General features: G+C 68.2%; 16 protein-coding genes. 7 read left to right on the forward strand and 9 right to left on the reverse strand.

The window, feature by feature from the left end; translation table 11 throughout:
* Positions 1 to 71 precede the first annotated feature (71 nt).
* Positions 72 to 3,617 carry a hydantoinase B/oxoprolinase family protein gene (locus SM191_RS00655; protein WP_341504498.1) on the forward strand — a complete coding sequence of 1,182 codons (3,546 nt, stop codon included), beginning with the start codon at positions 72 to 74 and terminating at the stop codon, positions 3,615 to 3,617.
* On the opposite strand, the gene SM191_RS00660 is transcribed toward SM191_RS00655, so the two are convergent.
* Positions 3,614 to 6,037 (reverse strand): FtsX-like permease family protein, encoded by a 2,424-nt coding sequence (locus tag SM191_RS00660; RefSeq protein WP_341504499.1) that lies wholly within the window; start codon positions 6,035 to 6,037, stop codon positions 3,614 to 3,616. The two genes, SM191_RS00655 and SM191_RS00660, sit on opposite strands and share 4 nt — an antisense overlap.
* Positions 6,038 to 6,377: 340 nt before the next feature.
* On the opposite strand from SM191_RS00660, the gene SM191_RS00665 reads away from it, so the two are divergent.
* Positions 6,378 to 7,619, forward strand: a complete 1,242-nt coding sequence (locus tag SM191_RS00665) for a sigma-54-dependent transcriptional regulator (RefSeq protein ID WP_341504500.1) — start codon at positions 6,378 to 6,380, stop codon at positions 7,617 to 7,619.
* Positions 7,609 to 8,790: a sensor histidine kinase gene (locus SM191_RS00670; protein WP_341504501.1), complete on the forward strand. Its 1,182-nt coding sequence runs from the start codon at positions 7,609 to 7,611 to the stop codon at positions 8,788 to 8,790. Before SM191_RS00665 ends, SM191_RS00670 begins: the two co-directional genes overlap by 11 nt.
* On the opposite strand, the gene SM191_RS00675 is transcribed toward SM191_RS00670, so the two are convergent.
* Positions 8,761 to 9,378, reverse strand: coding sequence for a TetR/AcrR family transcriptional regulator (locus tag SM191_RS00675; protein WP_341504502.1), 618 nt, complete (start codon positions 9,376 to 9,378; stop codon positions 8,761 to 8,763). The genes SM191_RS00670 and SM191_RS00675 overlap by 30 nt on opposite strands.
* 113 nt (positions 9,379 to 9,491) lie before the next feature.
* Here SM191_RS00675 and SM191_RS00680 point away from each other — a divergent pair, with 113 nt between their 5' ends.
* Genes SM191_RS00680 through SM191_RS00690 form a run of 3 tightly spaced genes read left to right on the forward strand, consistent with a single transcriptional unit; the run spans position 9,492 to position 14,070 of the window.
* A complete protein-coding gene (locus SM191_RS00680) occupies positions 9,492 to 11,864 on the forward strand; it encodes a TonB-dependent receptor (RefSeq protein WP_341504503.1) in 2,373 nt (790 codons plus the stop codon).
* Positions 11,865 to 11,923: 59 nt separating this feature from the next.
* Entirely contained in the window at positions 11,924 to 12,802 is an 879-nt protein-coding gene (locus SM191_RS00685; RefSeq protein ID WP_341504504.1) for an alpha/beta fold hydrolase, read from the forward strand.
* Positions 12,799 to 14,070 carry a spinster family MFS transporter gene (locus tag SM191_RS00690; protein WP_341504505.1) on the forward strand — a complete coding sequence of 424 codons (1,272 nt, stop codon included), beginning with the start codon at positions 12,799 to 12,801 and terminating at the stop codon, positions 14,068 to 14,070. The genes SM191_RS00685 and SM191_RS00690 overlap by 4 nt, the downstream gene beginning before the upstream one ends.
* A gap of 6 nt (positions 14,071 to 14,076) precedes the next feature.
* Here the strand turns inward: SM191_RS00690 and SM191_RS00695 are convergent, their stop codons facing one another.
* From SM191_RS00695 to SM191_RS00715, 5 genes are read right to left on the reverse strand one after another with little or no spacing between them, the layout of a single operon-like run.
* Positions 14,077 to 15,501 (reverse strand): efflux transporter outer membrane subunit, encoded by a 1,425-nt coding sequence (locus SM191_RS00695; RefSeq protein WP_341504506.1) that lies wholly within the window; start codon positions 15,499 to 15,501, stop codon positions 14,077 to 14,079.
* On the reverse strand, positions 15,498 to 16,388 hold the full coding sequence (locus SM191_RS00700; protein ID WP_341504507.1) for an HlyD family secretion protein: 891 nt from the start codon (positions 16,386 to 16,388) through the stop codon (positions 15,498 to 15,500). Before SM191_RS00700 ends, SM191_RS00695 begins: the two co-directional genes overlap by 4 nt.
* Positions 16,389 to 16,395: 7 nt before the next feature.
* Complete coding sequence (locus SM191_RS00705; protein WP_341504508.1) at positions 16,396 to 16,623, reverse strand: DUF1656 domain-containing protein; 228 nt, start codon at positions 16,621 to 16,623, stop codon at positions 16,396 to 16,398.
* Positions 16,620 to 18,560: an FUSC family protein gene (locus tag SM191_RS00710; RefSeq protein WP_341504509.1), complete on the reverse strand. Its 1,941-nt coding sequence runs from the start codon at positions 18,558 to 18,560 to the stop codon at positions 16,620 to 16,622. Before SM191_RS00710 ends, SM191_RS00705 begins: the two co-directional genes overlap by 4 nt.
* Entirely contained in the window at positions 18,557 to 19,003 is a 447-nt protein-coding gene (locus SM191_RS00715) for a MarR family winged helix-turn-helix transcriptional regulator (protein WP_341504510.1), read from the reverse strand. The genes SM191_RS00710 and SM191_RS00715 overlap by 4 nt, the downstream gene beginning before the upstream one ends.
* Before the next feature lie 221 nt (positions 19,004 to 19,224).
* Here SM191_RS00715 and SM191_RS00720 point away from each other — a divergent pair, with 221 nt between their 5' ends.
* Complete coding sequence (locus SM191_RS00720; RefSeq protein WP_341504511.1) at positions 19,225 to 21,756, forward strand: GAF domain-containing hybrid sensor histidine kinase/response regulator; 2,532 nt, start codon at positions 19,225 to 19,227, stop codon at positions 21,754 to 21,756.
* Here SM191_RS00720 and pnuC read toward each other — a convergent pair.
* Together pnuC and SM191_RS00730 are read right to left on the reverse strand one after the other, a co-directional pair.
* A complete protein-coding gene (gene pnuC, locus SM191_RS00725) occupies positions 21,751 to 22,323 on the reverse strand; it encodes a nicotinamide riboside transporter PnuC (RefSeq protein ID WP_341504512.1) in 573 nt (190 codons plus the stop codon). The genes SM191_RS00720 and pnuC overlap by 6 nt on opposite strands.
* Positions 22,320 to 23,474, reverse strand: coding sequence for a phosphotransferase enzyme family protein (locus SM191_RS00730; protein WP_341504513.1), 1,155 nt, complete (start codon positions 23,472 to 23,474; stop codon positions 22,320 to 22,322). Before SM191_RS00730 ends, pnuC begins: the two co-directional genes overlap by 4 nt.

Raw genomic sequence — 23,474 nt, forward strand, 5'->3', positions numbered from 1 at the left:
TCGCTCTGGCCAATCACGCTGTCAATATGATAGCGACGATTCATCGATAATTTATGGGCAAGGTGTTGGCGATGGCGCGCTGGTCATTCTGGGTCGATCGTGGCGGGACCTTTACCGACATCGTCGCGCGAGCCCCGGACGGCACGCTGACCACCACCAAATTGCTGAGCGAAAACCCGGAACGCTATGCCGATGCGGCGGTGGCGGGCATCCGCCAACTGCTGGGCCTGTCCGACGGCGACCTGCTGCCCGGCGCGCTCATCGCCGAGGTCAAGATGGGCACCACCGTCGCGACCAACGCCCTGCTGGAGCGCAAGGGCACCCGCACGCTGCTGGTCGTCGATCGCGGCTTTGCCGACCTGCTCACCATCGGCAACCAGGCGCGTCCCCGTCTCTTCGACCTCGCCATCCGCCTGCCCGAACCGCTTTACGACGGCGTGGTCGAGATCGATGGTCGGATCGACCGGGACGGTGGCGAGGTGACGCCGCTGAACGAAGCGGAGGTCGCCGCGATGTTCTCCGCCAAGCGCGCCGAGGGCTATGAGGCGGTCGCCATCGCGCTCACCCATGCCTGGGCGCATCCCGCCGTCGAAGAGCGTGTCGCCGCCCTCGCACGGGCCGCCGGCTTCGTACAGGTTTCGGCCAGCCATGCGGTCAGCCCGCTGATCGGCCTGGTCGCGCGCGGGCGGACGAGCGTGGTCGATGCCTATCTGTCCCCCGTCCTGCGTCGCTATGTCGATCGCGTCGCCGGCGCGCTGGACGGCGTACCGCTCCATTTCATGCAGTCGAACGGCGGGCTGGCGGAGGCCTCGGTCTTTCAAGGCAAGGACGCGATCCTGTCCGGCCCGGCGGGCGGCGTCGTTGCGGCGGCGCGGACGGCGGAAGCGGCGGGGATCGGCCGGGTGATCGGCTTCGACATGGGCGGCACATCGACCGACGTCGCCCTCTATGCCGGACGGTTCGAGCGGGTACTGGACGCCGAGATCGCCGGGGTCGAGATGCGCGTGCCGATGATGGCGATCGACACGGTCGCGGCGGGCGGCGGGTCGATCCTGCATTATGACGGCGCGCGCTTCCGGGTCGGGCCGGACAGCGCCGGGGCCAATCCCGGCCCCACTTGCTATCGACGCGGCGGCCCCCTGACCGTGACCGATGCCAATGTCCTGGTCGGCAAGATCCAGCCCGCCCATTTCCCCGCCCTGTTCGGTCCGAATGGCGATCAGCCGCTGGACGCCGAGGCTTCGGCGCGCGGGTTCGCCGAACTGGCCGCGACGACCGGCATGGACGATCCCCGCCGGGTCGCCGAAGGCTTTCTGGAGGTCGCGGTCGCGCATATGGCGGCGGCGATCAAGCGCGTCGCGCTGGAGCGGGGTGAGGATGTCACTGACTTCGCGCTTCAGTGTTTCGGCGGCGCGGGCGGCCAGCATGCCTGCCGCATCGCCGAGATGCTGGGGATGAGCCGGGTGCTGATCCATCCGCTGGCGGGCGTGCTGTCGGCTTATGGCATGGGGCTGGCGGATCGGGTCGCGATCCGGCAACGCTCGGTCGAGCAGCCATTGGGCGCGCCGCTCGATGACTTGGCGGCGGAACTGGGCGATGCGGCGGCGGCGGAGGTCGGCGGGGACGCCAGCCGGGTCGTGACCGTCAATCTGCGCTATTCGGGCACCGATACGGCATTGGGCGTCACGCTGGCCGATGCCGCGACGATGCGCGCCGCGTTCGAGCAGGCCCATCGCGCCCGCTTCGGCTTCGTCAGTCCCGAGCGAGACATCGTGATCGAAACGCTGGTCGTGGAGGCGATCCTGTCCGGCGAGCCGGTGGCTCCCCCGCCCCTGCCCCCGCGTGACGGCCCGTTGCCGCCGCCGCTGGCCACCGTCGCCGTCTGGACCGGCGGCGCGGAGCACCCGACGCCGATCCATGACCGCGATCATCTGCGCCCCGGCGACCGCATCACCGGCCCCGCCCTGATCCGCGAGGCGATCGCGACGACCATGGTCGAGCCCGGCTGGACGCTGGAGGTCGGCCAGAGCGGCGAATTGCTGCTGACCCATGACGGCGCCAGCCGACGGACCTTGCCCGATCCGGCGGTGGTCGATCCCGTCCGGCTGGAGCTGTTCAACACCCAGTTCATGGGCATCGCCGAGCGGATGGGCGTGGTGCTGCGCAATACCTCTGTCAGCGTCAACATGAAGGAGCGGTTGGACTTTTCCTGCGCGCTGTTCGACGCATCGGGGCATCTGATCGCCAATGCGCCGCACGTGCCCGTGCATCTTGGCGCAATGGGAGAGAGCGTGCGCGCGGTGCTGTCGAGCCGGGGCGGGAGCATGAAGCCCGGCGATGTCGTGGCACTCAACAATCCCTTCAACGGCGGCACCCACCTGCCCGATGTCACGGTCATTGCGCCGGTCTTCGGCGAGGACGGAGCCATTCGCTTCTTCGTCGCCAATCGCGGCCATCATGCCGATATCGGCGGGCTGACGCCGGGATCGACGCCACCCAACTCCCGGACGCTGGAGGACGAAGGCGTCGTGATCGACGATTTCCTGCTGGTCGACGGCGGCGAATTTCGCGAGGAAGCGTTTCGCCGTCTGCTGGGCGAGGCGCGCCATCCGGCACGCAGTCCGGACACCAATGTCGCCGATATCAGGGCGCAGCTCGCCGCCAATGCGACCGGCATCGCCGAACTGGATGAGATGGTCGCGGCCCAGGGCTGGCCGATGGTCAGCGCCTATATGGGCCATGTCATGGCACATGCGGAGGAAAGCATCCGCCGCGTGCTCAGCGACCTGTCGGACGGCGCGTTCGACTATGCGATGGACGACGGCACGCCGTTGAAGGTCAGGGTCACGATCGACCGGGCCGCGCGGGCCGCGACGATCGACTTCACCGGCACCGGCCCGGCCAGCGCAGGCAATTTCAACGCGCCCCCCGCCGTCACACGCGCGGTGGTGCTCTATGCCTTTCGCTGTCTGGTGGGCGAAGACCTGCCGCTCAACGAGGGCTGCCTGGCCCCCCTTACCATCGTCATTCCGGAAGGGTCGTTCCTCTCTCCCCCACCCGGCAGCGCGGTGGTGGCCGGGAATACCGAGGTCAGCCAGGCGGTGTGCAACGCCCTGCTGGGGGCACTGGGTGCGTCCGCCGCAGCGCAGGGCACGATGAACAACTTCCTGTTCGGCAATGTCCGGCATCAATATTACGAGACGATCTGCGGCGGCGCGGGTGCCGGGCCCGGCTTCGAGGGCGCCTCGGCGGTGCACACCCATATGACGAACACCCGGATCACCGATCCCGAGATCCTGGAGTTCCGCTACCCCGTCCGCCTCGACCGCTTCGCCATCCGCCGGGGCTCGGGCGGCGAAGGACGGCATCGCGGCGGCGACGGCGTGATCCGGGCGATCACCGCGCTGGAGCCGATGACCGCCACGCTGGTCGCCTCACGCCGGACCATCGCCCCCTTCGGCCTGGCGGGCGGCGGGGACGGCATGGCGGGCGCTCAGCATGTCGAGCGCGCCGATGGCCGGATCGAGGCGATGCGGGGCACCGACCAGGTCGAACTGAAACCCGGCGACCGGATCGTGATTAAGACGCCGGGCGGTGGCGGCTACGGTCGGCCCTAGTCCTGGCGAAGCGCCGATGCCGGGGTCGCCCGGCTGGCGGTCAGGGCCTGGCCTAGGACGGTCAGCACCGCGATGCCGATGGCCAGCAGGCTCGCTGCTGCGAAATAGAATGGCGACAGCGCGATGCGATCGTCGAAGCCGGACAGCCATGTCCGCATCGCGACGAATGCCAGCGGCCAGGCGATCACGTTCGCGATCAGCACGGGGCGCAGGAATTGCCCCACCAGCAGCTTCACGATGTCGGCGGACGATGCGCCCAAAGTCTTGCGGATGCCGATCTCGCGCACGCGCCTCGCCGTGTTGAACGACGCCAGCCCCCACAATCCGACACAGCCGATCAGCACCGCCAACCCCGCCCCAATCGCGAACAGACGGGTGGCATGATCGTCGGCCTTGTAGAATTCCGACAGGCGCTGGTCCGCCGTCTCCACGACCAGCGGCACTTGCGGCGACAGGCGTCGCCATACCGTCCTTATGCGGCCCAGCATTGCAGCGGAACTACCCGTATACCGGATCGCGGCGACGGCGGGGTACGGAACGTCGCGGACATATTGGTAGAATGTCGCCGTCTCCGCGGTGCGCGGCGAAGCGAAGCGGAGTTGGTCGATCACGCCGATGATGGTTCGGGGCGCGAGGCGGCCGACGGTCTTGCCGATCGCATCCTGGGGCGTTCGGAAGCCGAGTTGCTCGACCGCCTTGCGGTTGATGACGACGTTGCGCCCGCTCTTCCATTTGGTCCAGTCGCTGGCATCGTCGGCACCGTGCGCATCATCGAACACGCGCCCTGCCAGCAGCCTGGGGCCGTAGGTGCGAAAGAAGTCGGGTCCCACGATGACGTTGCCGATCGTCAGAGGCGGCCGACCCGGCAGGTCGATCGAGTCCACGCCATAATTGACCATCCCCGGCGCCGATCCGCTGGTTCCTACCGCTATGACCCCGGGCACGCGACGGAGCGCCGCCACGATCGGGCGGGCCTGATCCGGGAAGACGCGTTTGTCGGCCAGCGACGCCACGATCATCAGGCCGTCGCGCCTGAAACCCAGATCCGACCGCCGGACATGCGCCGTCTGCGCGACCAGCACGACAGTGCCGATCAGGAAGGCGATGGCGAGACTGAACTGGATCACGACCAGCGTCTCGCGAGTGCGGGTGCCACGACGCCCGCCGCCCGGCGCCTGCGCCGACGCCAGGACGGCGGCGGCGGAAAAACGCGACAGCCGCACCGCCGGATAGGCTCCCGCCGCCAGCGCGATGATCAGCACCAACGCCACCAGCAGGGGCAGCGCCAGGGCATAGGGAAAGCGGAGCGACAGGCCGCCGGCGGCATTGATGACGGGCAGGCTCACTTCGGTCAGGATCATGCCGAGCAGGCTGGCCATCGCGGCCGTTGCAGCCGCTTCCCCCAGAAACTGGCGGATCAGGGCCGCCCTGCTGGCCCCCAGTACCTTGCGCACCGCCACCTCTCTCGCGCGCAGGCCGGATTGCGCCGTCGCCAGGTTCACATAGTTGATGATCGCGATCAGCAGCGTCAGCACGCCGACCATCCCCAGCGTCGCCACGGTCAGCCTGCGTCCATTGCTCTCCGCCCCGCCCGGCGGCTCCAGGTGCAGTCGAGCGATCGGCAGCAGCGAAAGCGAGATGATCCTGGTGGGATCGGGCCCTAGATCCTGTCCGGCGTGCCGACGGATGAAGGCGGGCATCTTGGCGGCGAACGCCCGTGCCGCGGCCGCATTGGGGAAGCGAAGATAGGTGGCCCCGTCGACCATGCCCCATCGGTACCACGACCACTGCACCGCGGGCGGCGGCGTGCGCGGCATCGGGATCAGGATCGAGGCCTGAAGCTCGGTCGTCTTCGGCAGATCCTCGAAGATTCCGGCGATACGATAGACCTGCGGCGCGTCGACCGCGATGGTGATGGTTTGCCCCATGGGGTCCGCATCGCCGAACAATCGCTGAGCCTCGCTTCGGCTCACCAACGCCCCCGACGGCTCGGAGAGCGCGCGGCGCCCGTCTCCGCGCACCATCGGAATGTCGAACACGTCGAAGAAGGACGGATCGACCTGGACGACGTCGGCCGCGATCGCATCATCCTCGCGGATCACACTGCCCCCCAGCTTGCCGCCGCGAAGGCGCGTGCCGACCAGGCCGGGAAACTCCTGCCGCATCTGCTCGAACAGCCCGGCCATGGTCACCGGATAGGCGCCGTTGAACGGGCTGCCCGGCAGATGGAGTTCGGTCCGCACGACATGGATTTCGTCATGATGCGGCAGCCATCGCTCGAAACTCGTCTCGAACCGGACATAGAGGCCGAGGATCAGGAACACCGCGATCCCCACCGCCAGTCCGCCGATGTTGAGCGCCGCGTAAAGCTTGTGGCGGGTAAGCGAGCGGTAGAGCGAGGTGAGCGCGAAGCCGTTCATCATGACATCCCCCCGGATCGGATCACGCGCATCGCACTGGCGACGATACGCCCATCGAGCATGTCGATGCGACACCTGGCAATATCGGCATGGCTGGGTGAGTGGGCGACCATCACGATCGTCGCCCCCTCGGCATTCGTCTCGACCTCGTCCGACTGAACGCCCGGATCAAGACGAGCGAAAAGCCATGCTTGTCGCCATGTCGAGCGCCCCTTGCGCGTATTGGCTGTTCGGTCATCATGGCGACACTGTCACTGTCCAGCACCGGAAACGCCAAATCGCTATGAACAAAGACTTATCTTCGACAATGGCTTTCGGCGATCCGACAGGATGGGACAAGATGTCCGCGCACGGACAGTCGCCGGACCTGTCAAGCGCCTGGCGGATATTGTTGGTCGAGGACGATCCGGTCGTGGCGCGGACGACCGACATCCTGTTCCGCCTGGCCGGACACAAGGTCGAAGTCGCCACCGATCCGCATTCCGCCTATTCGATGCTGTCCGGGCGCCGCTACGACCTGATCCTGCTCGACATGAATTTCGGGGCGGGGCGTAGCAGCGGAGAAGAAGGGCTGGCCTGTATCGCCCGGATCATGGCGGACGATCCGGCCGCGCGGATCATCGTCATCACCGCGCATAGCGGCATCCGCATCGCCGTCGCCGCGATGCAGGCGGGCGCGCGGGATTTTCTGATGAAGCCGTGGCGCAAGGACGATCTGCTCGCCAAATGCGCGGCCGTGATCGGGCAGCGGGAGGGCGGCGCGGCCCCCGCCTCGCGCCCGGTGGGCGGCGGCGCGATGTTGCTGGGCGATTCCCCCGCCATGGCCGAGGTGCGGGCGATGATCCAGCGGGTCGGACCGACCGTCGCCAATATCTGCGTCACCGGGCGCTCGGGATCGGGGCGGACCCTGACTGCGATGGCGGTTCATGCCGCATCGGGCGACGCCGCGACGCCGCCGCCCCGGATCGACCTGCGCGATACCGATCAGTGGCGGTCGCTCGACGAGGCACGGGGGACCGTAGTGTTGCGCTATCCCGACCAGCTGGATGCGGTGGCGCAGGCGCGGCTGCTCGACCGGCTGTTGCCGGGGCTGCGGTGCATCAGCGTGGCGGACGGGGTCGCCGCGCTGTCGCCCGCTTTGTACCGCCGCCTCTGCACGCTGGAGATCGCGGTCCCGCCTCTGTCGGCACGGCGCGAGGATGGGGTGATCCTGGCCCGGCATTTCGCGCGGGTCGCCGGGGAAAGCTATGGCCATGCCGCCGCCCGGCTGACCCCCGCCGCCGAGGCGATCGTGACCGCGACCGACTGGCCCGATGAAGTGCGCGGACTGGCGGCGGCGGTGGAGCGGGCGGTGCTGCTGTCCGACGACGGCGTGGTGGATGCCGCTGCGATCCGCCCGGCGATGACCGCATCGGTCGTGCCCGAACAGGATACCAGCACGCCCTTTCGTCTCGACGATGCCGAAAAGCTGATGATCGTCGCCGCGCTGAAAGAGCATCGGCACAATATCTCACGCGCCGCGAACGCGCTGGGGATCAGCCGAGGGACATTGTACCGACGCATGGCGCAGCATGGCCTCTAGCGTCCAGCGGTCCGCGATCACCATCGGCCTGTCGCTCGCCGCCGCCGGGGGCGTGGTCGGCATGGCCGCGACGCATGGCCTGTGGCTGGCGATGACGGGGGGCGTCCTGGCCATCGGATGGCTGCTGCTGCTCAACCTGCTGGCGGCGCGACGTCCGGCCGTGCTTCCCCCCGTGCCGGTGGTGGCCGAGGAGCGCGAGACGATCCTGCACCGGATGCTGCTCGACGCTTCCCCCGCCCCCTTGTTGTCGGTCGATGGCGCTACGGTGCGGGCGCTCAACCGGGCCGCGCGCCGCCTGTTCGACACCGACGATCGCGTCCTGCCCGCGCCCCCGCCGTTGCTCGACGGCCAGAGCTCGCATGTCCGCCATGCCGGTCGTAACTGGCGTGCCGACCGGGTCGATGTGGGCGCGCGCTCGGTCGTCGCGCTGATCGATGTGGAGAGCGAGGAACACACCGCCGAGGCGCGCGCCAGTGCCGAGATGATCCAGGTGCTGGGCCATGAGATGCTCAACGGCCTGGTCCCCATCGTCTCGCTCGCCGAGTGCGGGATCGCGGCCATCGAAACGCAGGACGACGACCCCACGCTCCTGCCCGAAATCCTGACGACGCTGGCCCGCCGCGCCGAGGGATTGCAGCGTTTCACCCAGGCCTATCGCTCGCTTGCGCGTCTGCCCCCGCCGATGAAGCAGCCCGTCCACCTGGTCGAATTGATCGACGATCTGGCACGCCTGTTCGCGAGCCGCTGGCCGGAGGCGGTGCTGACCGTGACGGTGCCGCCGGACCTCTGCGCAGCCATCGACCGCGACCAGCTCAATCAGGCGATCTGGGCCCTGCTGCAAAACGGCGTGGAGGCGGCAAGCGGCACGAAGCCGGAGGTCGCCTTGGTCGTCGGCTGCCGCGAAGGGGCGCTGACCATCGACATCAGCGACAACGGCCCCGGCATTCCGGCGGAACAGGCGACCGCGATCTTCCGCCCCTTCGCGACCACCAAAGCGACCGGAACCGGCATCGGCCTGACCCTCGCCCGCCAGATCGCGCGAGGACATGGCGGCACGCTCGATCTGCTGGCGACGGTCCCTGCGACCTTCCGGTTGCGCCTGCCCGGTGGAGAAAGGTCCGGGGCGACGGGTGACACGGGCCTAGCCCTTCGCCCCGATACCCTGGCGTAGCAGCGCATTGGCCACTTCCGCGATCGACTCGACCGATCGCTCCTCGTTCCAGATGCTGTACCGAAGCCCCAGAAATACGTTCATGCCCATAATCGCCCAGGCATGTTCCTCACCCAGCCCTTCGCGAAAGACGCCGCTGTCCATACCCCGTTTCAGGCGGTCCAGGATGCGCGCGGCGGTGCTCTCATAGTGGCGGCGATGGCTGGCGGGATCGACGAACTCCGCCTCATCGATGATGCGATAGACCTCCTTATGCTCGCGCGCGAACCCCAGAAAGGCGGCGAGCGCGCGCCGCTCGGTCTCGAAGGGCGGCGTCTCCTCCGCCTGGGCGCGCCCCGCCGTCACCCGCACCCGGTCGCTCAGATCCTGGACCAGAGCGCGGAAGATCGCGTCCTTCGAGTCGAAATAGGTATAGAAGGTGCCGAGCGCGGTCCCGGCGCGGGCGGTGATGCCGGTGATCGAGGCGTCGTGAAATCCCTTCTGCCCGAATTCGATCTCCGCCGCGTCGAGCAGACGACGAAGCGTCCGGCGCCCTCGCTCGGTACGCGGGGTCTTGTCCGTATCGGGATGCGGATCGGTTCCGGTCATGGGCATCGCTCTCGCTATCCTGTCGGGCGGCACCATGCAAATGGGAAGTTGAAAGTCGGTTCAACTATCAATATGCTTCCCCTCATAAGATAAAAGTCAGGGAGGGATGGAAGATGGGCAAGGCTCGTTTGCTGGGCGGCGTGGCGTGCGTGATCCTGGGCGTGGCGGGGCTTTCCGCCCCCGGTGCGGCACAGGACGCACCGCGATCCACCACTCCCGACGCACAGGCGGAAACGGACAGCGGCACCAATGACGGCGACGTCGTCGTCACCGCCCGCCGCCGCGAGGAACGGCTGGTCGATGTGCCGATCGCCGTCACCAGCTTCAGCGGCGCGCAACTGGCCCAGGCGGGCGCCATCGACATCACCGATATCGGCGCGACCACCCCCAACATCACGGTCGAGGTGTCGCGCGGGACCAACTCCACCCTTTCCGCCTTCATTCGCGGCGTCGGACAACAGGACCCGGTGTCGGGGTTCGAGCAGGGCGTCGGCATCTATCTGGACGATGTCTATCTCAACCGGCCGCAGGGCGCGGTGCTCGACATTTACGATGTCGACCGGATCGAGGTGCTGCGCGGGCCGCAAGGGACGCTCTATGGCCGCAACACCATCGGCGGCGCGGTCAAATATGTCACCAAGTCGCTGCCACAGGAATTTTCGCTGAAGGTGCGCGGCACCTATGGCAGCTATGATCAGGCGGATGGGGTCATCACCGTGTCGACGCCCATCACCGACATCGTGCGGGTCGGGGCGTCGGCGGCGCGGCTGTCGCGCGGCGGGTTCGGGACCAACCTGACCACGGGGCAGGACAATTACAACAAGGACATATGGGCGGGCCGCGCGACGCTGGAGATGGGCGGGTACGGACAGCCGGTACTGATCCGCATCTCGGGCGACTATACCAAGGACAATAGCAACCCGCGCGGCGGCCACCGCCTGATCCCCGGCCAGGTGTCGGGTGCGCCGGTGCTGTCGGATGTGTTCGATACGCGCGGCGGCCTCAACGATCCGCGCCAGTTCGTCGAGGCCTATGGCCTTGCCGCCAATGCCACCGCGGAGCTGGGCGGCGGGTTCACCGTCCGCTCGATCACCGGCTGGCGGCGCGACGACAGCGCCTCGCCGATCGATTTCGACGCGCTGCCCTCGGTCGATGTCGACGTGCCCGCTTATTACCGCAACCAGCAGTTCAGCCAGGAATTCCAGCTGCTCTACGACAATGACGGGCCGCTAACCGGCTTGCTGGGCGGCTATTATCTCGGGGCCAAGGCGGACACGCAGTTCGACGTGCGGCTGTTCACGACCCTCAGCGGGCTGACCGCCTTCACCCAGGCCAATGTCGATACCGACACCTTCGCGGTATTCGGCGACTTCACCTACAAGCTGTCCGAACAGTTCAGCGTATCGGTCGGCGGGCGCTATACCTGGGACAAGCGGACGGCGAGCATCCTGCGGCAGAATTATCTGGGCGGCGGCTCGCCGGTGTTCGGCGGTGCGGGCGTCGCATCGGGGGCGCCCAGCACCAATTTCCGGGGATCGCGCGACTTCAACAAATTCACCCCGCGCATCTCGGTCAGCTACCAGCCCAATCGCGACCACAATCTTTATGCCAGCTTCTCGCAGGGCTTCAAGGGCGGCGGCTTCGACCCGCGCGGCGTAGGCGTCAACGCGCCCGCCGCCATTCCCGGTCGTCCGACCGATACCGAGGTGGCCAACTATCTGAGCTTCCGTCCCGAGACGGTCGACAGCTACGAGATCGGGCACAAGGCCAATTGGATGGGCGGCGCGCTTTATACCGCGCTGGCGCTGTTCCGGATGGATTATCGCGACGTGCAGATTCCGGGCTCGGCGGGCTGCGTCGTGGGCGGTATCCCGACCTTTTGCGGGATCATCACCAATGCGGGCAAGGCGCGTTTTCAGGGTGTCGAGCTGGAGGCCAATGCCCGGCTGGGCCGCGATCTGGCGGCGGCGGGGGACCGGGTGAACCTGTCGGGCTCGCTGGGCTATATCGATGCCAAGTACCGCGAATATATTACCCAGATCGCCGGACGCGGGCCGGTGGACGTGGCGCAATATCGCAAGGTCCAGAATACCCCCGCCTGGACCGCCAGCGGCACGCTCGCCTATCATCTGCCGGTCGGCGAGGGCGAGGTGGATGCCAGCACCACCGCCTCCTATCGCAGCCGGACCTATCAGTTCGAGATCCCCAACCCCTATATCGACCAGGCGGGCTATACGCTGCTCGACGCCAATCTGGTCTATACCGCGCCGGGCGGGCGCTGGACGCTGGGGCTGCACGGCAAGAACCTGACCAACAAGCTCTACAAGACTTCGGGCTATACCTTCATCCAGGCCGATGCGGTGACGGGGGCGCTGATCCCCAATGCCAACGGCACGCTGCGCCCGACGCTGGGCCGCGAGGGGACGTTGACCGCTTTTTACGGCAACCCGCGACAGGTGTTCGTGACCGCCTCGTTCAAATATTGAGCGCCCGGTCCTGACCGGGCCGGGTGACCGGCCCGGTTTTTCCCGTAAAGGAGCATGGGATGAACGCATCCACTACCGCCCCCCTACCCTATCGCTATCGCAGCGCGGACGACGCGGTCGATCTGTTCGCGCATATCCATCCCGCCGATGGGCCGCCCCTGCTGCTGATGCACGGGCTGACGCGCAATGGCGACGATTTCGACCCACTGGTGCCGCATCTGGCCGGGCGATACCGGCTGATCGTGCCCGACCAGCGTGGCCGCGGACGATCGGGTCACGATCCCGATCCGAGCCGCTATCGCCCGGACGTCTATGCCGCCGACATGTTTCGCTTGCTCGACAATCTGGGGATCGATCGGGTCGCGCTGATCGGCACCTCGATGGGCGGGTTGATGGCGATGCTGATGGCGTTCCAGGCACCCGAGCGGGTGGCGGCGATCGTGCTGAACGATATCGGCCCAGAACTCGATCCGGTGGGCCTGCGCCGTATCCAGGGCTATGTCGGACCGGCGAAGAGTTTCGCGGATTGGGATGAGGCGGCGGACGCTTGCGCCGCGATCAACGCGACCGCCTTTCCCGACTTCGGTCCCGCCGACTGGCTGGCCTTCGCCAGGCGGACGTGCGGGATGGAGAGGGACGGCCGCATCGCCTTCGCCTATGATCCCGCCATTGCCGACAGCATCGGCGGCGACACGCCCGGCACGGTGCCGCCCGATCTCTGGCCGCTATGGGATGCCTTGTCGGCGACGCCGACGCTGGTCGTGCGCGGTGCCCTGTCGGACCTGCTTTCCCCTGCAACCGTGGCCGAGATGGCGCGCCGTCACGACGGGCCTTTCGTCGCGCAGGACGTGCCCCGGCGCGGCCACGCCCCCCTGCTCGACGAGCCGGAGGCACTGGCGGCGATCAACCCCTTCCTGTCCCGCTGGTGGCCCGCATGAGCGCCACGGAGCAGGGCGACCGCCGCGCCGGGCTGGTCCTGGCGATGCTGTTGCTCGTCTATATCTTCAACTTCGTCGACCGACAGATATTGGCGATCCTCGCCGCGCCCATCCAGCAGGAACTCCACCTCAGCGACCGGCAACTCGGACTGCTGGGCGGGATCGCTTTCGCGCTTCTCTACTCGACGCTGGGCGTGCCGCTGGCCTGGCTGGCCGATCGGACCAGCCGAAGCTGGGTCATCACGGGGTCGCTGGTCTTGTGGAGCGGCTTTACCGCGCTTTGCGGGCTGGCCGGTGGGTTCTGGCATATCTTCCTCGCGCGGCTGGGCGTCGGCATCGGCGAGGCGGGCGGCGTCGCCCCCTCCTATGCGATCATCAGCGAATATTTCCCGCCGCGCAGGCGCGCCTTCGCGCTGTCCGTCTATTCGCTGGGCATTCCGTTGGGGTCGGCGGCGGGAGTGCTGGCCGGGGGCTATATCGCCGCGCGGGTCGATTGGCGCGTGGCGTTCATCGCGGTCGGGCTGGCGGGCGTCCTGATCGCACCGCTGGTCCGTCGCGTCGTCCGCGACCGTCCGCGTGTCGCACCGGCGGACCGGGCGATGACGGACAGGGCGGACGAGGCTCCCCGCTTTGCCGACGTCGCCCGTACCCTGGCCGCCAAGCCGTCCTTCTGGCTGCTCTCCTTCGGTGCGGCGAGCAGTTCGATGCTGGGCTATGGTCTCGCCTTCTGGTTGCCCAGCCTGTTGCGGCGCAGCTTCGGGCTGGACCTGATCGGCACGTCGCATTTCCTGGCGGCGATCCTGCTGATCAGCGGGACCAGCGGGATATTGGGCGGCGGCTGGCTGGCCGACAAGCTGGGTGCCCGGGACCGGGCGTGGTTCGGCTATGTCCCCGCCATCGCCTATATGGTCAGCATTCCGTTCTTCGCGGGCGGGATCTATAGCGGCGACGTGCGGGTCGCCTTCGCGCTGTTCCTGCTGCCCCAGGCGCTCGCCTATGTCTGGCTGGGGCCGGTGCTGTCGGCGGTGCAGAATCTCGTCGCGGCGAATGCGCGGGCGACGGCGGCGGCACTGTTCCTGCTGATCAACAACCTGATCGGACTGGGCGGCGGCATCTATGCGATGGGGGCGCTGTCCGATGCGTTGACGCCGATCTATGGCAACGATGCGCTGCGCTATTCGATGCTCTATGCGCTGGTCCTCTACGCGCTCGCCGCGCTGCTGATCGGGCTGGCCGGGCCCCGTCTGCGCCGCGACTGGGTGGGGTGAGCGCCCTTAGCCCTGCCACCCGCCGCCGAGCGCCAGGAACAGCCTGATCTGATCGGTCGACAACCGCGTCTCGGCGGCGGCGAGCGTCTGTTCGGCGGCGATCGCGGTGCGCTGGGCATCGAGGACCGAGAGGAAGCCGGTACGCCCTGCGCGGAACAGCGTCTCCGCGTCGCGCGCCGCCTTGGCCGCCTGGGCGTTCGCATCGCGCAGCGCGGCGGTGCGGTCCAGGTCGCGGGCATAGACGGTCAGCGCACTCTCCGTCTCTCGCAGCGCGCCCAGCACCGTGCCGTCGAAGCGGGCAAAGGCCGCATCGCGTTCCGCCTCGGTCGCGGCGATGCGCGCCCGGACTCGACCGCGATTGGGGAATTGCCAACTGATCAGCGGCCCCAGCGAGAATTTATAGGTGTCGCTCGACAGCGCCCGCTCGGCCAGACCGACCGAGCCGACCGACGCCCCCAGCGAAACCTGCGGATAGAGCGCGGCGGTGGCCACGCCGATCCGTGCGGTGGCGGCGCGCAGTTCCAGCTCGGCCCGGCGCACATCGGGCCGTCGCCGGAGCAGCGCGGCCCCGTCGCCGATCGGGATCGGCTGGCTCAATCGCGGCTCGGTGGTGCAGGTGGCGACATCGCGGTCGAACTCCGCCGGAGGACGCCCGGTCAGGGTCGCCAGCCGATAGAGCGCCAGACGCCTCGCCGCCTGCAACCCCGGCATGGTCGCGCGCACCTGCGCCTCCTGCGCCGAGGATCGCGTGGCATCCAGCGAGATACCCCGCCCCCCGCGCACCAGCCGCCGGGTCAGGGCCGTGGTCCGCGATTGCAGCGCCAGTGCCCGCTCCGCCACGCCGATCTCGCGCCCCGCCGAACAGGCGTCGAGATAGGCCTGCGTCGTGTCGGCGACCACCGTGACCCGCACCGCATCATAGGCGGCATGGGTCGCGGCCAGATCGGCATTGGCCGCCTCGACCGCGCGCCGGACCTGCCCGACCAGATCGACCTGATAGGAAATGCCCGCCGTCGCCGAATAGACGAAGTTGCTGGGCAAGGCCGCACCCGGCAGCAATTCCTCCTCCGCCGATCGCTGGGCATAGCCGGGGGCGGCCTGGAGGCTCGCCTGGGGGCGGCGATCCTGCTCGACCAGATCGACCGAAGCCTGCGCCCGCGCGATGTTCGCGGCGGCGACGCGAAGGTCGGTGTTCGCGGCCAGCGCCTGTTGCACCAGACGGTCGAGCGTCGGGTCCCGATAAAGCTGCCACCAGCGATCGGGCACGGGCTGGAGCGCGGCGAAGGTCGCCTCGTTCCCACCAACGAAGGGCGCGGCGGCGCCGGGCTTGTCGATCACCGCCGATGACGGGCGGTGATAATCGGGGCCGACGGTCGAACATGCGGAAAGCAGCGTACCGGTCAGAAGCGCGGCGATGCGACGCAGCGTCATGCGGCGGCCCCCGCCTTGCGCGGCAGGACCTCGACGGTCGCTGTTCGCCCGACCACCAGCGTCTCGCCCGCAGGCAGGCGATCGATCGCGACGCGCACCGGAATGCGCTGCGCCAGGCGAACCCAGCTGAAGGTCGGATTGACGTTGGCGAGCAGGTTCGCGCCAGCGCTGCGGTCCCGGTCCTCGATGCCCCCGGCGATGCTCTGGACATGCCCCATGATGTCGTGATCGTCGCCCATCAGGCGGACGCGGACGGGATCGCCGACATGGACGCGCGGCAGCTTGGTTTCCTCGAAATAGCCGATGATGTGCAGCGAGCCGCGATCGATGATCGCGAATCCGGGATGCCCCGCGCTGGCATAGTCGCCCGGTCGCAGATCGAGGTTGCTGACCGTCCCGGCGACGCTGGCCTTCACCTCGGTCCGCGCCAGATTGAGACGCGCGGTGGCGAGCGCGACCCGCGCCTGGTCGAGCGCGGCGGCCAGTTGCACGACCCTGGCATTGCCCTGTTCGCGCACCTCGCCCGCGACCAGGTCGCCCAGCGCCCGGTTGCGCTGCGCCTCGCGCCGGGCCTGGGCCAGTTGCGCCGCCTGGGACGCGACGGCGGCCTCGGCCTGCGATACCGCCAGCCGGTAGCGGGGCGTGTCGACGTGGAACAGCGGCGTGCCGACGACCACCTGCTGATTGTCCCGCACCAGCACGTCGGTGACCAGGCCCGAGACGTCGGGGGCGACCTGCACGATATCGGCGCGCACCCGGCCGTCACGGGTCCAGGGCTCGGTCTCGTAATGCGCCCAGAGGCGGCGCCCTGCCAGCAGCGCCAGCGCCACCACGATCAGGGTCACGACGATGCGCGCCGCGACGCGCAGGGAGGAATGGAATGTCATAGCGTGTTCAACCGAAAAATGCCGAAGCGGGCGTGCCGCCGGTGATGAGGCCGGCGATCCCGGCCCAGAGGATGATGGTGAGCGCCACATCGAACAGGCCGCGATGCCAGACGAAGCGGTAGAGCCGTACCTTCGCCAGCGCCCAGCCGACGATCTCGGCCGCGATGAAGGCCAGGATGGCGGCGATCAGCAGCGGGTGGACGAACACGCCCGCCAGATCCAGGTCGCCCGTCATGCCGCCAGCCTTTCCTCAGTCCAGCCCGGCGCGGCGGGAAAGACGTTGCGGCGCAGGCCGACCAGCGCCGCCAGCCGATCCGGCTCGGGGCTTTGGGCGATCGCGCGGTCGATCGCGTCGAGCAGATCGGGCGGCGGCGCGGGGTCCCGGCCCTCAACCAGTTGCCGGAACCAGCCCGCCAGCGACGTGCGCAGCGCCTGATGCTCGGGACCGGGCGTGAGCTGGACCAGATTATAGCCGATCCGCAGTTCGCGCAGAGCGGCGACGGCATCGTCGCGGTCCTCGTCCTCCACCTCGCCGACACGCCCGGCGAGCAGGCCGACCCGGTCGAGCATCCGGCTGCGCCAGACGGGCAGCAGCGCCGGACGCTCGGCCAGGGCGGCCAGATCGCGCCAGCCCGCATGGCGGAGGCGGCGGATCGCCGTGCCCGCGCCGATGCTCCGCACCAACCGGGTCATGGTCATCGCCGCGACGATCCCGACGACCTGGGCGATGTTGCCGTTGAAGAAGCCCGCCGCATCGACGCTGTACATATTGGTCAGCGCCAGCCCGCCCGCGAAGCTGATCAGCATGGGCATCATCCGTCCGTACCAGGACGGAACCGCCATCGCCGCCCCCATGGCGAGCAGCGAAGGGGCGAGCGCAAGGCAGAGCATGACGAACCCGTCGATCGCCGGGAGAATGGCAAAGAGATAGACGGCGATCAGCGGCACCGACACCAGCGTCCAGATCAGAAAGCCGCGCTGTGCCGGTACTGGGTCGTCCAGCGTAGCGAAGAAGCAGCAGACCACCGCCGCGATCATCGCCGCCACCGCGCCCTCGGGCCAGGCGGTGACGATCCAGACCGCGCAGCAGCCGATGATGGTCAGGAAGGTCGCCGTCGCCGACAACAGGGCAAGGCCGTAATCGCGGTGGAGCGGCCTGCCCCCGCCCTCGGCGATCACAGGCCGCGGTGCCTCCGGGTCGGCCACCGCCGCGACCAGCACGCGGGTCGTGCCGAGCGCCTCGACCAGTTCGGCCAGGCGCATGGTGAGGTTGAGCGTCACCAGCCCGCACCAGTCCGACGCGGCCGGTGGCGGCGGAATGACGGGCGCGTCGAGCGTCGGATCGAGAACCCAGTCGCGTACCCCGGCCACCGACTCCGCCACGCCTGCGGGCAGCGGACCTTCGGCGGTCAGGCTGCGCAACCGGTCCTCCAGCGCGGATACCAGCGGGATCAACTGTACCAGCCTGTCCTGCAAGCCGGTCAGCAACGCGCGGGTCGGGCGGATGCGTGCGGTGTCGAAGGGGATATGGGTCGCGGTGACGTGAAGGTCGGTCACGTCGGCGGCCAGCCGTCGCCGCTCAGGCGAAGTCCGCGCGCTCGCCTCGACCGCCAGGATATCGGCGATCCAGCTTTCGGCATGGGCGAGGACGGCCCTGGCCCGCGCGCCGTAAACCCCCGCGACGCTGCGCGGCCACACGACCGAATGGACGATCGCCGCGCACAGCACGCCGATACCGATCTCCTGCACGCGCAACACGGCGGTGTCGAAGATCGCCTCCGGATGCAGGACCGAGGGGAAGCCGATCAGCGCGGCGGTATAGCCCGCCAGCATGAAGACATAGGCTCGCGGTGTCCGGTCGAGCAGGGACACGAACTGGCACCCCGCCACCCACAGCGCGAGCGCCAGGCTGAGCAGCACCGGCGCGTTGACCAGCATCGGCACCAGCAACACGGTCACGAGCCCCCCGATCACCGTCCCGATCAGCCGGAACACCGCCTTCGACCGGACCGCGCCGCTCAGCGGCTGGCTGGTGATATAGACGGTCATCATCGCCCAGAAGGGCCGATCCAGCCCCAGCGAGAAGGACAGGAACAGGGCCAGCATCGCCGCCGCGAAGCAATTCAGCGAGAAGACCGTCTCGCGCAGGCCGATCCGGGGCATCGCGATCATTCCCGGTCGTCGCCGAATGCCGCATAAAGCTGGTCGAGCACGCGGCTGGCCGCCTTGAGGTCCACGTCATCGACCTCGGCGAACAGCTCGGAGCGGATCTGTGCGGTCCGTTCTTCGACCTCGGCGGCGGCGGTCCGTCCCTCGTTCGTCAGGTGCAGCAGCCTTGCGCGCTTGTCCGTCGCATCGACCCGACGCTCCACCAAGCCGCTCCGCTCCAACTGGTCGATCAGGGGCACCACCGATGGCGCCTCCATCCCCAGCTGGTCCGCAAGTGCCCCCTGCCGCATCCCCTCCTCGGTCCGGCCGATCAGCATCACCGCCAGCGCCGCCGTGTGTGACAGCGACAGGCCGGCCAGCCCGCGATCGAGATAGCGCCGATACGCCCGCGCCATCGGCACGAGCCGCGCGGAGAAGTGGCGGCGAAGGGAAGTGGAATCAGTCACCCTGATTTAGATAGATACCTACCTAATTAAATGCAACATGATCTTTCCGGGGGTAGAAATCGGTATCTCCCCCATCGTAGCCGCGTGGAATCCGACTTACGTAATTGCGCGGCATGGAGTAGTTGCGCACCATGGCAACCGTCCGCCCATCCGAAGCCATCGCGCCGTGCGGGCCTGCCGACCCTGATACCGGGAATGCATCGCCATCGACGTCGCGCTGGATGCCGCCCTTTCTGCGGGGTGGCGGATGTTGCGCGGCGTTGATCGATCGGCAGGACTGGTCGGCGACCGGCCTTGGGCCGATCGAAACATGGCCCGGCTGCCTGCGAACCACGCTCGCCATGCTGCTTCGCTCGCCCATCGCTATGACGATGCTGTGGGGTGCGGACCGCGTCCTGTTCTACAATGATGCCTATGCGACGATCGCGGGCGACTGGCACCCGCGACTTTTGGGGTCGCGGATGCGGGACGGCTGGCCCAACGACATATTGTTCGACGACCATGTCGTGGCCGAATGCCTGGCCGGGGGTACCGTTCGATATCGCGAACGCGAAGTGATGCTGAACCGCAACGGGCGCGCCGAGCCTGCCTGGTTCCATCTCGATTACTCCGCACTGATCGATGACACCGGCACCCCCTCCGGGGTGATCGGCGTCCTGACCGAGACCACGGAGGGGGTCATCGCCGCCAGGCGATCCTCCTTCCTGCTCAGGCTGGCCGACGACCTGCGCACGCTGGAAACCCCGACCGCGATCATGGAGGTCGCCGCCGAACGGCTCGGGCAGCAGATGGCGGCCAGCCGTGTCTTCTATGCCGAGATCACGACGCGCGGCTGGATGACGGTCGAGCGCGATTATGCGCGCGGCGTGTCCTCCATCGTCGGTCGGCATTCGCTGGAGAGTTTCGGTCCCGACCTGCTTGCCGCCTATCGTGACGGAGCGCCGGTCGTCGTCCGCGACGTCGGCGGCGACCCGAGGCTCAGCGATGGCGCGCGGACCGGGCTGCAGGCGCGCGAGGTCGGCGCGTTCATCGACGTGGTGCTGTTCCAGGAGGACGAATGGGTCGGCCTGCTCGCCGTCCAGAACGCCACCCCGCGCATATGGAGCGCCGCCGAGGAGGATCTGGTCCAGGAGGTCGGCGAGCGGGTGAAGGCCGCCGTCGAGCGTACCCGCGCCGAGGCCGCCCTGCGCGCGCTGAAGGGCACGCTGGAGCAGCAGGTGATCGAGCGGACCGCCGATCTTCGCCGCTATCATGACATTGTCGAGGCGACGTCCTCGCCCATCTGCGCCTTCGACACCGACTATCGCCTGATCGCCTTCAATCGCGCGCACCAGAGCGAGTTCCGCCGCGTCAACGGCTTCGAGACGCGGATCGGCGATGTCTTTCCCGATCAGTTCGAGGATGCACAGCGCGCGACCATGCGGGAATTGATGCACCGCGCGCTGACCGGCGAGAGCTTCACCGTGATCGAAGCCTTTGGTCGCGCCGAGTTCGGGACGCCGTCCTGGGAAATCTCCTACACGCCGCTACGGGACGATGCCGGGCATGTGATCGGCGCTTTCCATCAGGCCAACGACGTGTCGGTGGCGATGGCGGCCCGCGCCGAACTGGAGGTGGCGCAGGAAGCCTTGCGGCAGAGCCAGAAGGTCGAGGCGATGGGCAGCCTGACCGGCGGTGTCGCGCATGATTTCAACAATCTGCTGACCCCGATCATCGGCTCGCTCGACATGCTGATGCGCAAGGGGATCGGGACCGAGCGCGAACGCCGCCTGATCGATGGCGCGCTGCAATCGGCGGAGCGTGCCAAGACGCTGGTCCAGCGCCTGCTCGCCTTCGCTCGTCGCCAGCCGCTTCAGGCCATCGCGGTCGACATGGCAGAGTTGATCCACGGCATGACGGACCTGATCGAGTCGACCATCGGGCCGACCATCGCGGTGCGGATCGACCTGGAACCCGACCTGCCCCCTGCCCTGGCCGACGCCAACCAGCTGGAAATGGCGTTGCTCAACCTGGCGGTCAACGCGCGCGACGCGATGCCGGAGGGTGGCGAGCTGAACATCTCGGTCAAGACCTGCATGGTCGGGACGATGGAGGCCAGGGACATCGCCCCCGGCCGCTATGTCTGTCTGGGCGTCGCCGACACCGGGGTCGGCATGGACGAGGAAACGTTGCAGCACGCGATCGAGCCCTTCTTCTCGACCAAGGGCGTCGGCAAGGGCACCGGCCTGGGGCTGTCGATGGTGCATGGGCTGGCTGCGCAGCTTGGCGGCGGCCTGACCATCGAAAGTGCGGCCGGTGTCGGCACGCATATCGTCCTGTGGCTGCCGCCCAGCAACCTGAAGGTCGCCGCCGCCAGTCCCGACGCAGGTGAGGCGCCGGGGGTGCAGAGCGGGGGCATTGTCCTGCTGGTGGACGATGAGGAACTGGTGCGGCTCAGCACCGCCGATATGCTCGCCGATCTGGGCTATGAGGTGGTCGAGGCCAGCTCCGCCGCAGAGGCGCTCGACCTTGTCCGCGCCGGGCTGCATCCCGATTTTCTGGTGACCGACCATTTGATGCCGGGGATCAGCGGCGCGCAGCTGGTCCGTGAACTGACCGACCGGGTTCCGGGCATGAAGGCGCTGATCGTATCCGGCTATGCCGAGACGCACGGGATCGACCCGAGCATGGCGCGGCTCAGCAAGCCGTTCCGTAACGAGGAACTCGCGGCCAGCCTCTCCGCGCTCGACCTGCGGATGCAGACGAACCTATGACGACCGGGCGGCGACGCCTTGCGCCCGCCGCCAGTCCCGATAGCCGATGACCGCCAGACCGATCATCACCGCGTATAGTCCAGCGGTCAGCATCAGGCCCTTGAAGACGAACATCCCCACATAGACGACATCCACCGCGATCCAGAGCAACCAGCTCTCGCGGTGCCGACGCGCCGTCCAATATTGCGCGACCAGGCTGAAGCTGCTGAGCGTCGCATCCAGCCAGGGCAATGTCGCATCGGTATGGTGACTGGTGAACCACCCGATTCCCAGCGCACCCAGCGCGCCGACCGCCAGACCGGCCAAGGCCCCGAACCGGGGCAGCGGTACGACCGTAACCACCGCCGCATCGCGCCGGTCGCGGCTCCAGACGATCCAACCATAGAGGATGCCGATACCGAACACCGCCTGAAGCACCATGTCCGCATAGAGGCGCACGTCGAGGAACAGCTTGAAGTACAAGGCGCAGGCAACGAGGTTCAGCGGCCAGCACAGCATGTTGCGCCGTGCCGTCAGCCAGATCGCCAGAAAGCTGATCGCCACCGCCGCGATTTCGAGCGGCGTCATCGGGTTCTTCCGCCGTTGCGCAAGGCGGCGAGAAAGTCACGCCCCGCCGCCGACAGGAACCATTCCGCATGGCCGAAAAGATACCCGTCCCAGGCAAGCGATGCCGCCGCCGGGTCGCCGACAATCCCGGCAAAATAATCGATTTCGGACAGCGCGAACTCGATGTGGACGAGCGGCAGCAGCCGGAGGATCGCCTCCCTTCCCTCATCCCCCAACGGGGTTATCGTCTCATATCCCGCGATCAGGGATAGCGCCGCCGTCGGATCGGCGATGGCGTCGTCCTGACCCGTGCCCAATTCCAGCCATGCAAAGGCGGTTCGCTCGATCGCGATCGCCAGATCATAGGCCGCGCAGGTCCGGTCGGCCAAGCCGAAGTCGAACACGGTCTCGACCGTGCCTTGCGCCGTCCAAAGGAGATTGGAGGGGTGCCAGTCATTGTGCGTCCATAACGGCCTCCGCCCCGCGACCAGCGGCGCCAGTCCTTCGCCGAACGCCGCAAACAGCGCCGACCACCGGCTCCGCCACCGCCGCCCCGCCAGGAACGTGGCGAGCGCCGGACGCGCTTCGACATAGGCCTCCATCGCGGCTATCGGATCGGTGGCGGACAGGATATGGAAGCTGGCGACCAGGGGCTGCACGATCCGCGCCGGTGCGTCGAACCCTCGCGACGCACCGTGCAGCCGCGCGAGCGCAACACCGGCGGCATGGGCATGCTGGGCGGATCGGAACGGCGTCCACGACTGCCGATCGCGATAAAGATCGTCCCCCGCCGCCCGCCGATGGAGTTCGTACGTCCAATCCCCCAGCGCAACCGCGCTCGCTCCATCCCGGATGAGCATGACCTCGGGCACCGGCATCCCCGCGCCCGACAGATGGGCGATGAAGGCATGCTCCTCCGCCAGTCCCGCGACCGTGCGCACCCGGCGATCATGCCGCTTCAACAGGAGCGTGTCGCCCGTCGTCTCGATCAGCGTCGCCGCCGAGAAGGGGCGCGGCGAATGCCAGCGCAACGCCTCGATCGGCGCGGCTCCCGGATAGCGGGCCAGTACCTCCGTCGCCTCATGGGACGTGATGGCGGGCCAGACTGGCGCTTCCAGGGCCAGCCCCATGCCATGCACGAGATGATCGGTGGTCGAGGCGGCGGCGGTCAT

The sequence above is a fragment of the Sphingomonas sp. 2378 genome (assembly GCF_038084995.1).
Lineage (GTDB): Bacteria > Pseudomonadota > Alphaproteobacteria > Sphingomonadales > Sphingomonadaceae > Sphingomonas.

Excerpts from the sequence above, each read along its gene's own strand:
- SM191_RS00655 (WP_341504498.1), top strand. The coding sequence starts at position 72 with ATGGCGCGCTGGTCATTCTGGGTCGATCGTGGCGGGACCTTTACCGAC.
- SM191_RS00660 (WP_341504499.1), bottom strand. The coding sequence starts at position 6,037 with ATGAACGGCTTCGCGCTCACCTCGCTCTACCGCTCGCTTACCCGCCAC.
- SM191_RS00665 (WP_341504500.1), top strand. The coding sequence starts at position 6,378 with ATGTCCGCGCACGGACAGTCGCCGGACCTGTCAAGCGCCTGGCGGATA.
- SM191_RS00670 (WP_341504501.1), top strand. The coding sequence starts at position 7,609 with ATGGCCTCTAGCGTCCAGCGGTCCGCGATCACCATCGGCCTGTCGCTC.
- SM191_RS00675 (WP_341504502.1), bottom strand. The coding sequence starts at position 9,378 with ATGACCGGAACCGATCCGCATCCCGATACGGACAAGACCCCGCGTACC.
- SM191_RS00680 (WP_341504503.1), top strand. The coding sequence starts at position 9,492 with ATGGGCAAGGCTCGTTTGCTGGGCGGCGTGGCGTGCGTGATCCTGGGC.
- SM191_RS00685 (WP_341504504.1), top strand. The coding sequence starts at position 11,924 with ATGAACGCATCCACTACCGCCCCCCTACCCTATCGCTATCGCAGCGCG.
- SM191_RS00690 (WP_341504505.1), top strand. The coding sequence starts at position 12,799 with ATGAGCGCCACGGAGCAGGGCGACCGCCGCGCCGGGCTGGTCCTGGCG.
- SM191_RS00695 (WP_341504506.1), bottom strand. The coding sequence starts at position 15,501 with ATGACGCTGCGTCGCATCGCCGCGCTTCTGACCGGTACGCTGCTTTCC.
- SM191_RS00700 (WP_341504507.1), bottom strand. The coding sequence starts at position 16,388 with ATGACATTCCATTCCTCCCTGCGCGTCGCGGCGCGCATCGTCGTGACC.
- SM191_RS00705 (WP_341504508.1), bottom strand. The coding sequence starts at position 16,623 with ATGACGGGCGACCTGGATCTGGCGGGCGTGTTCGTCCACCCGCTGCTG.
- SM191_RS00710 (WP_341504509.1), bottom strand. The coding sequence starts at position 18,560 with ATGATCGCGATGCCCCGGATCGGCCTGCGCGAGACGGTCTTCTCGCTG.
- SM191_RS00720 (WP_341504511.1), top strand. The coding sequence starts at position 19,225 with ATGCCGCCCTTTCTGCGGGGTGGCGGATGTTGCGCGGCGTTGATCGAT.
- pnuC (WP_341504512.1), bottom strand. The coding sequence starts at position 22,323 with ATGACGCCGCTCGAAATCGCGGCGGTGGCGATCAGCTTTCTGGCGATC.
- SM191_RS00730 (WP_341504513.1), bottom strand. The coding sequence starts at position 23,474 with ATGACCGCCGCCGCCTCGACCACCGATCATCTCGTGCATGGCATGGGG.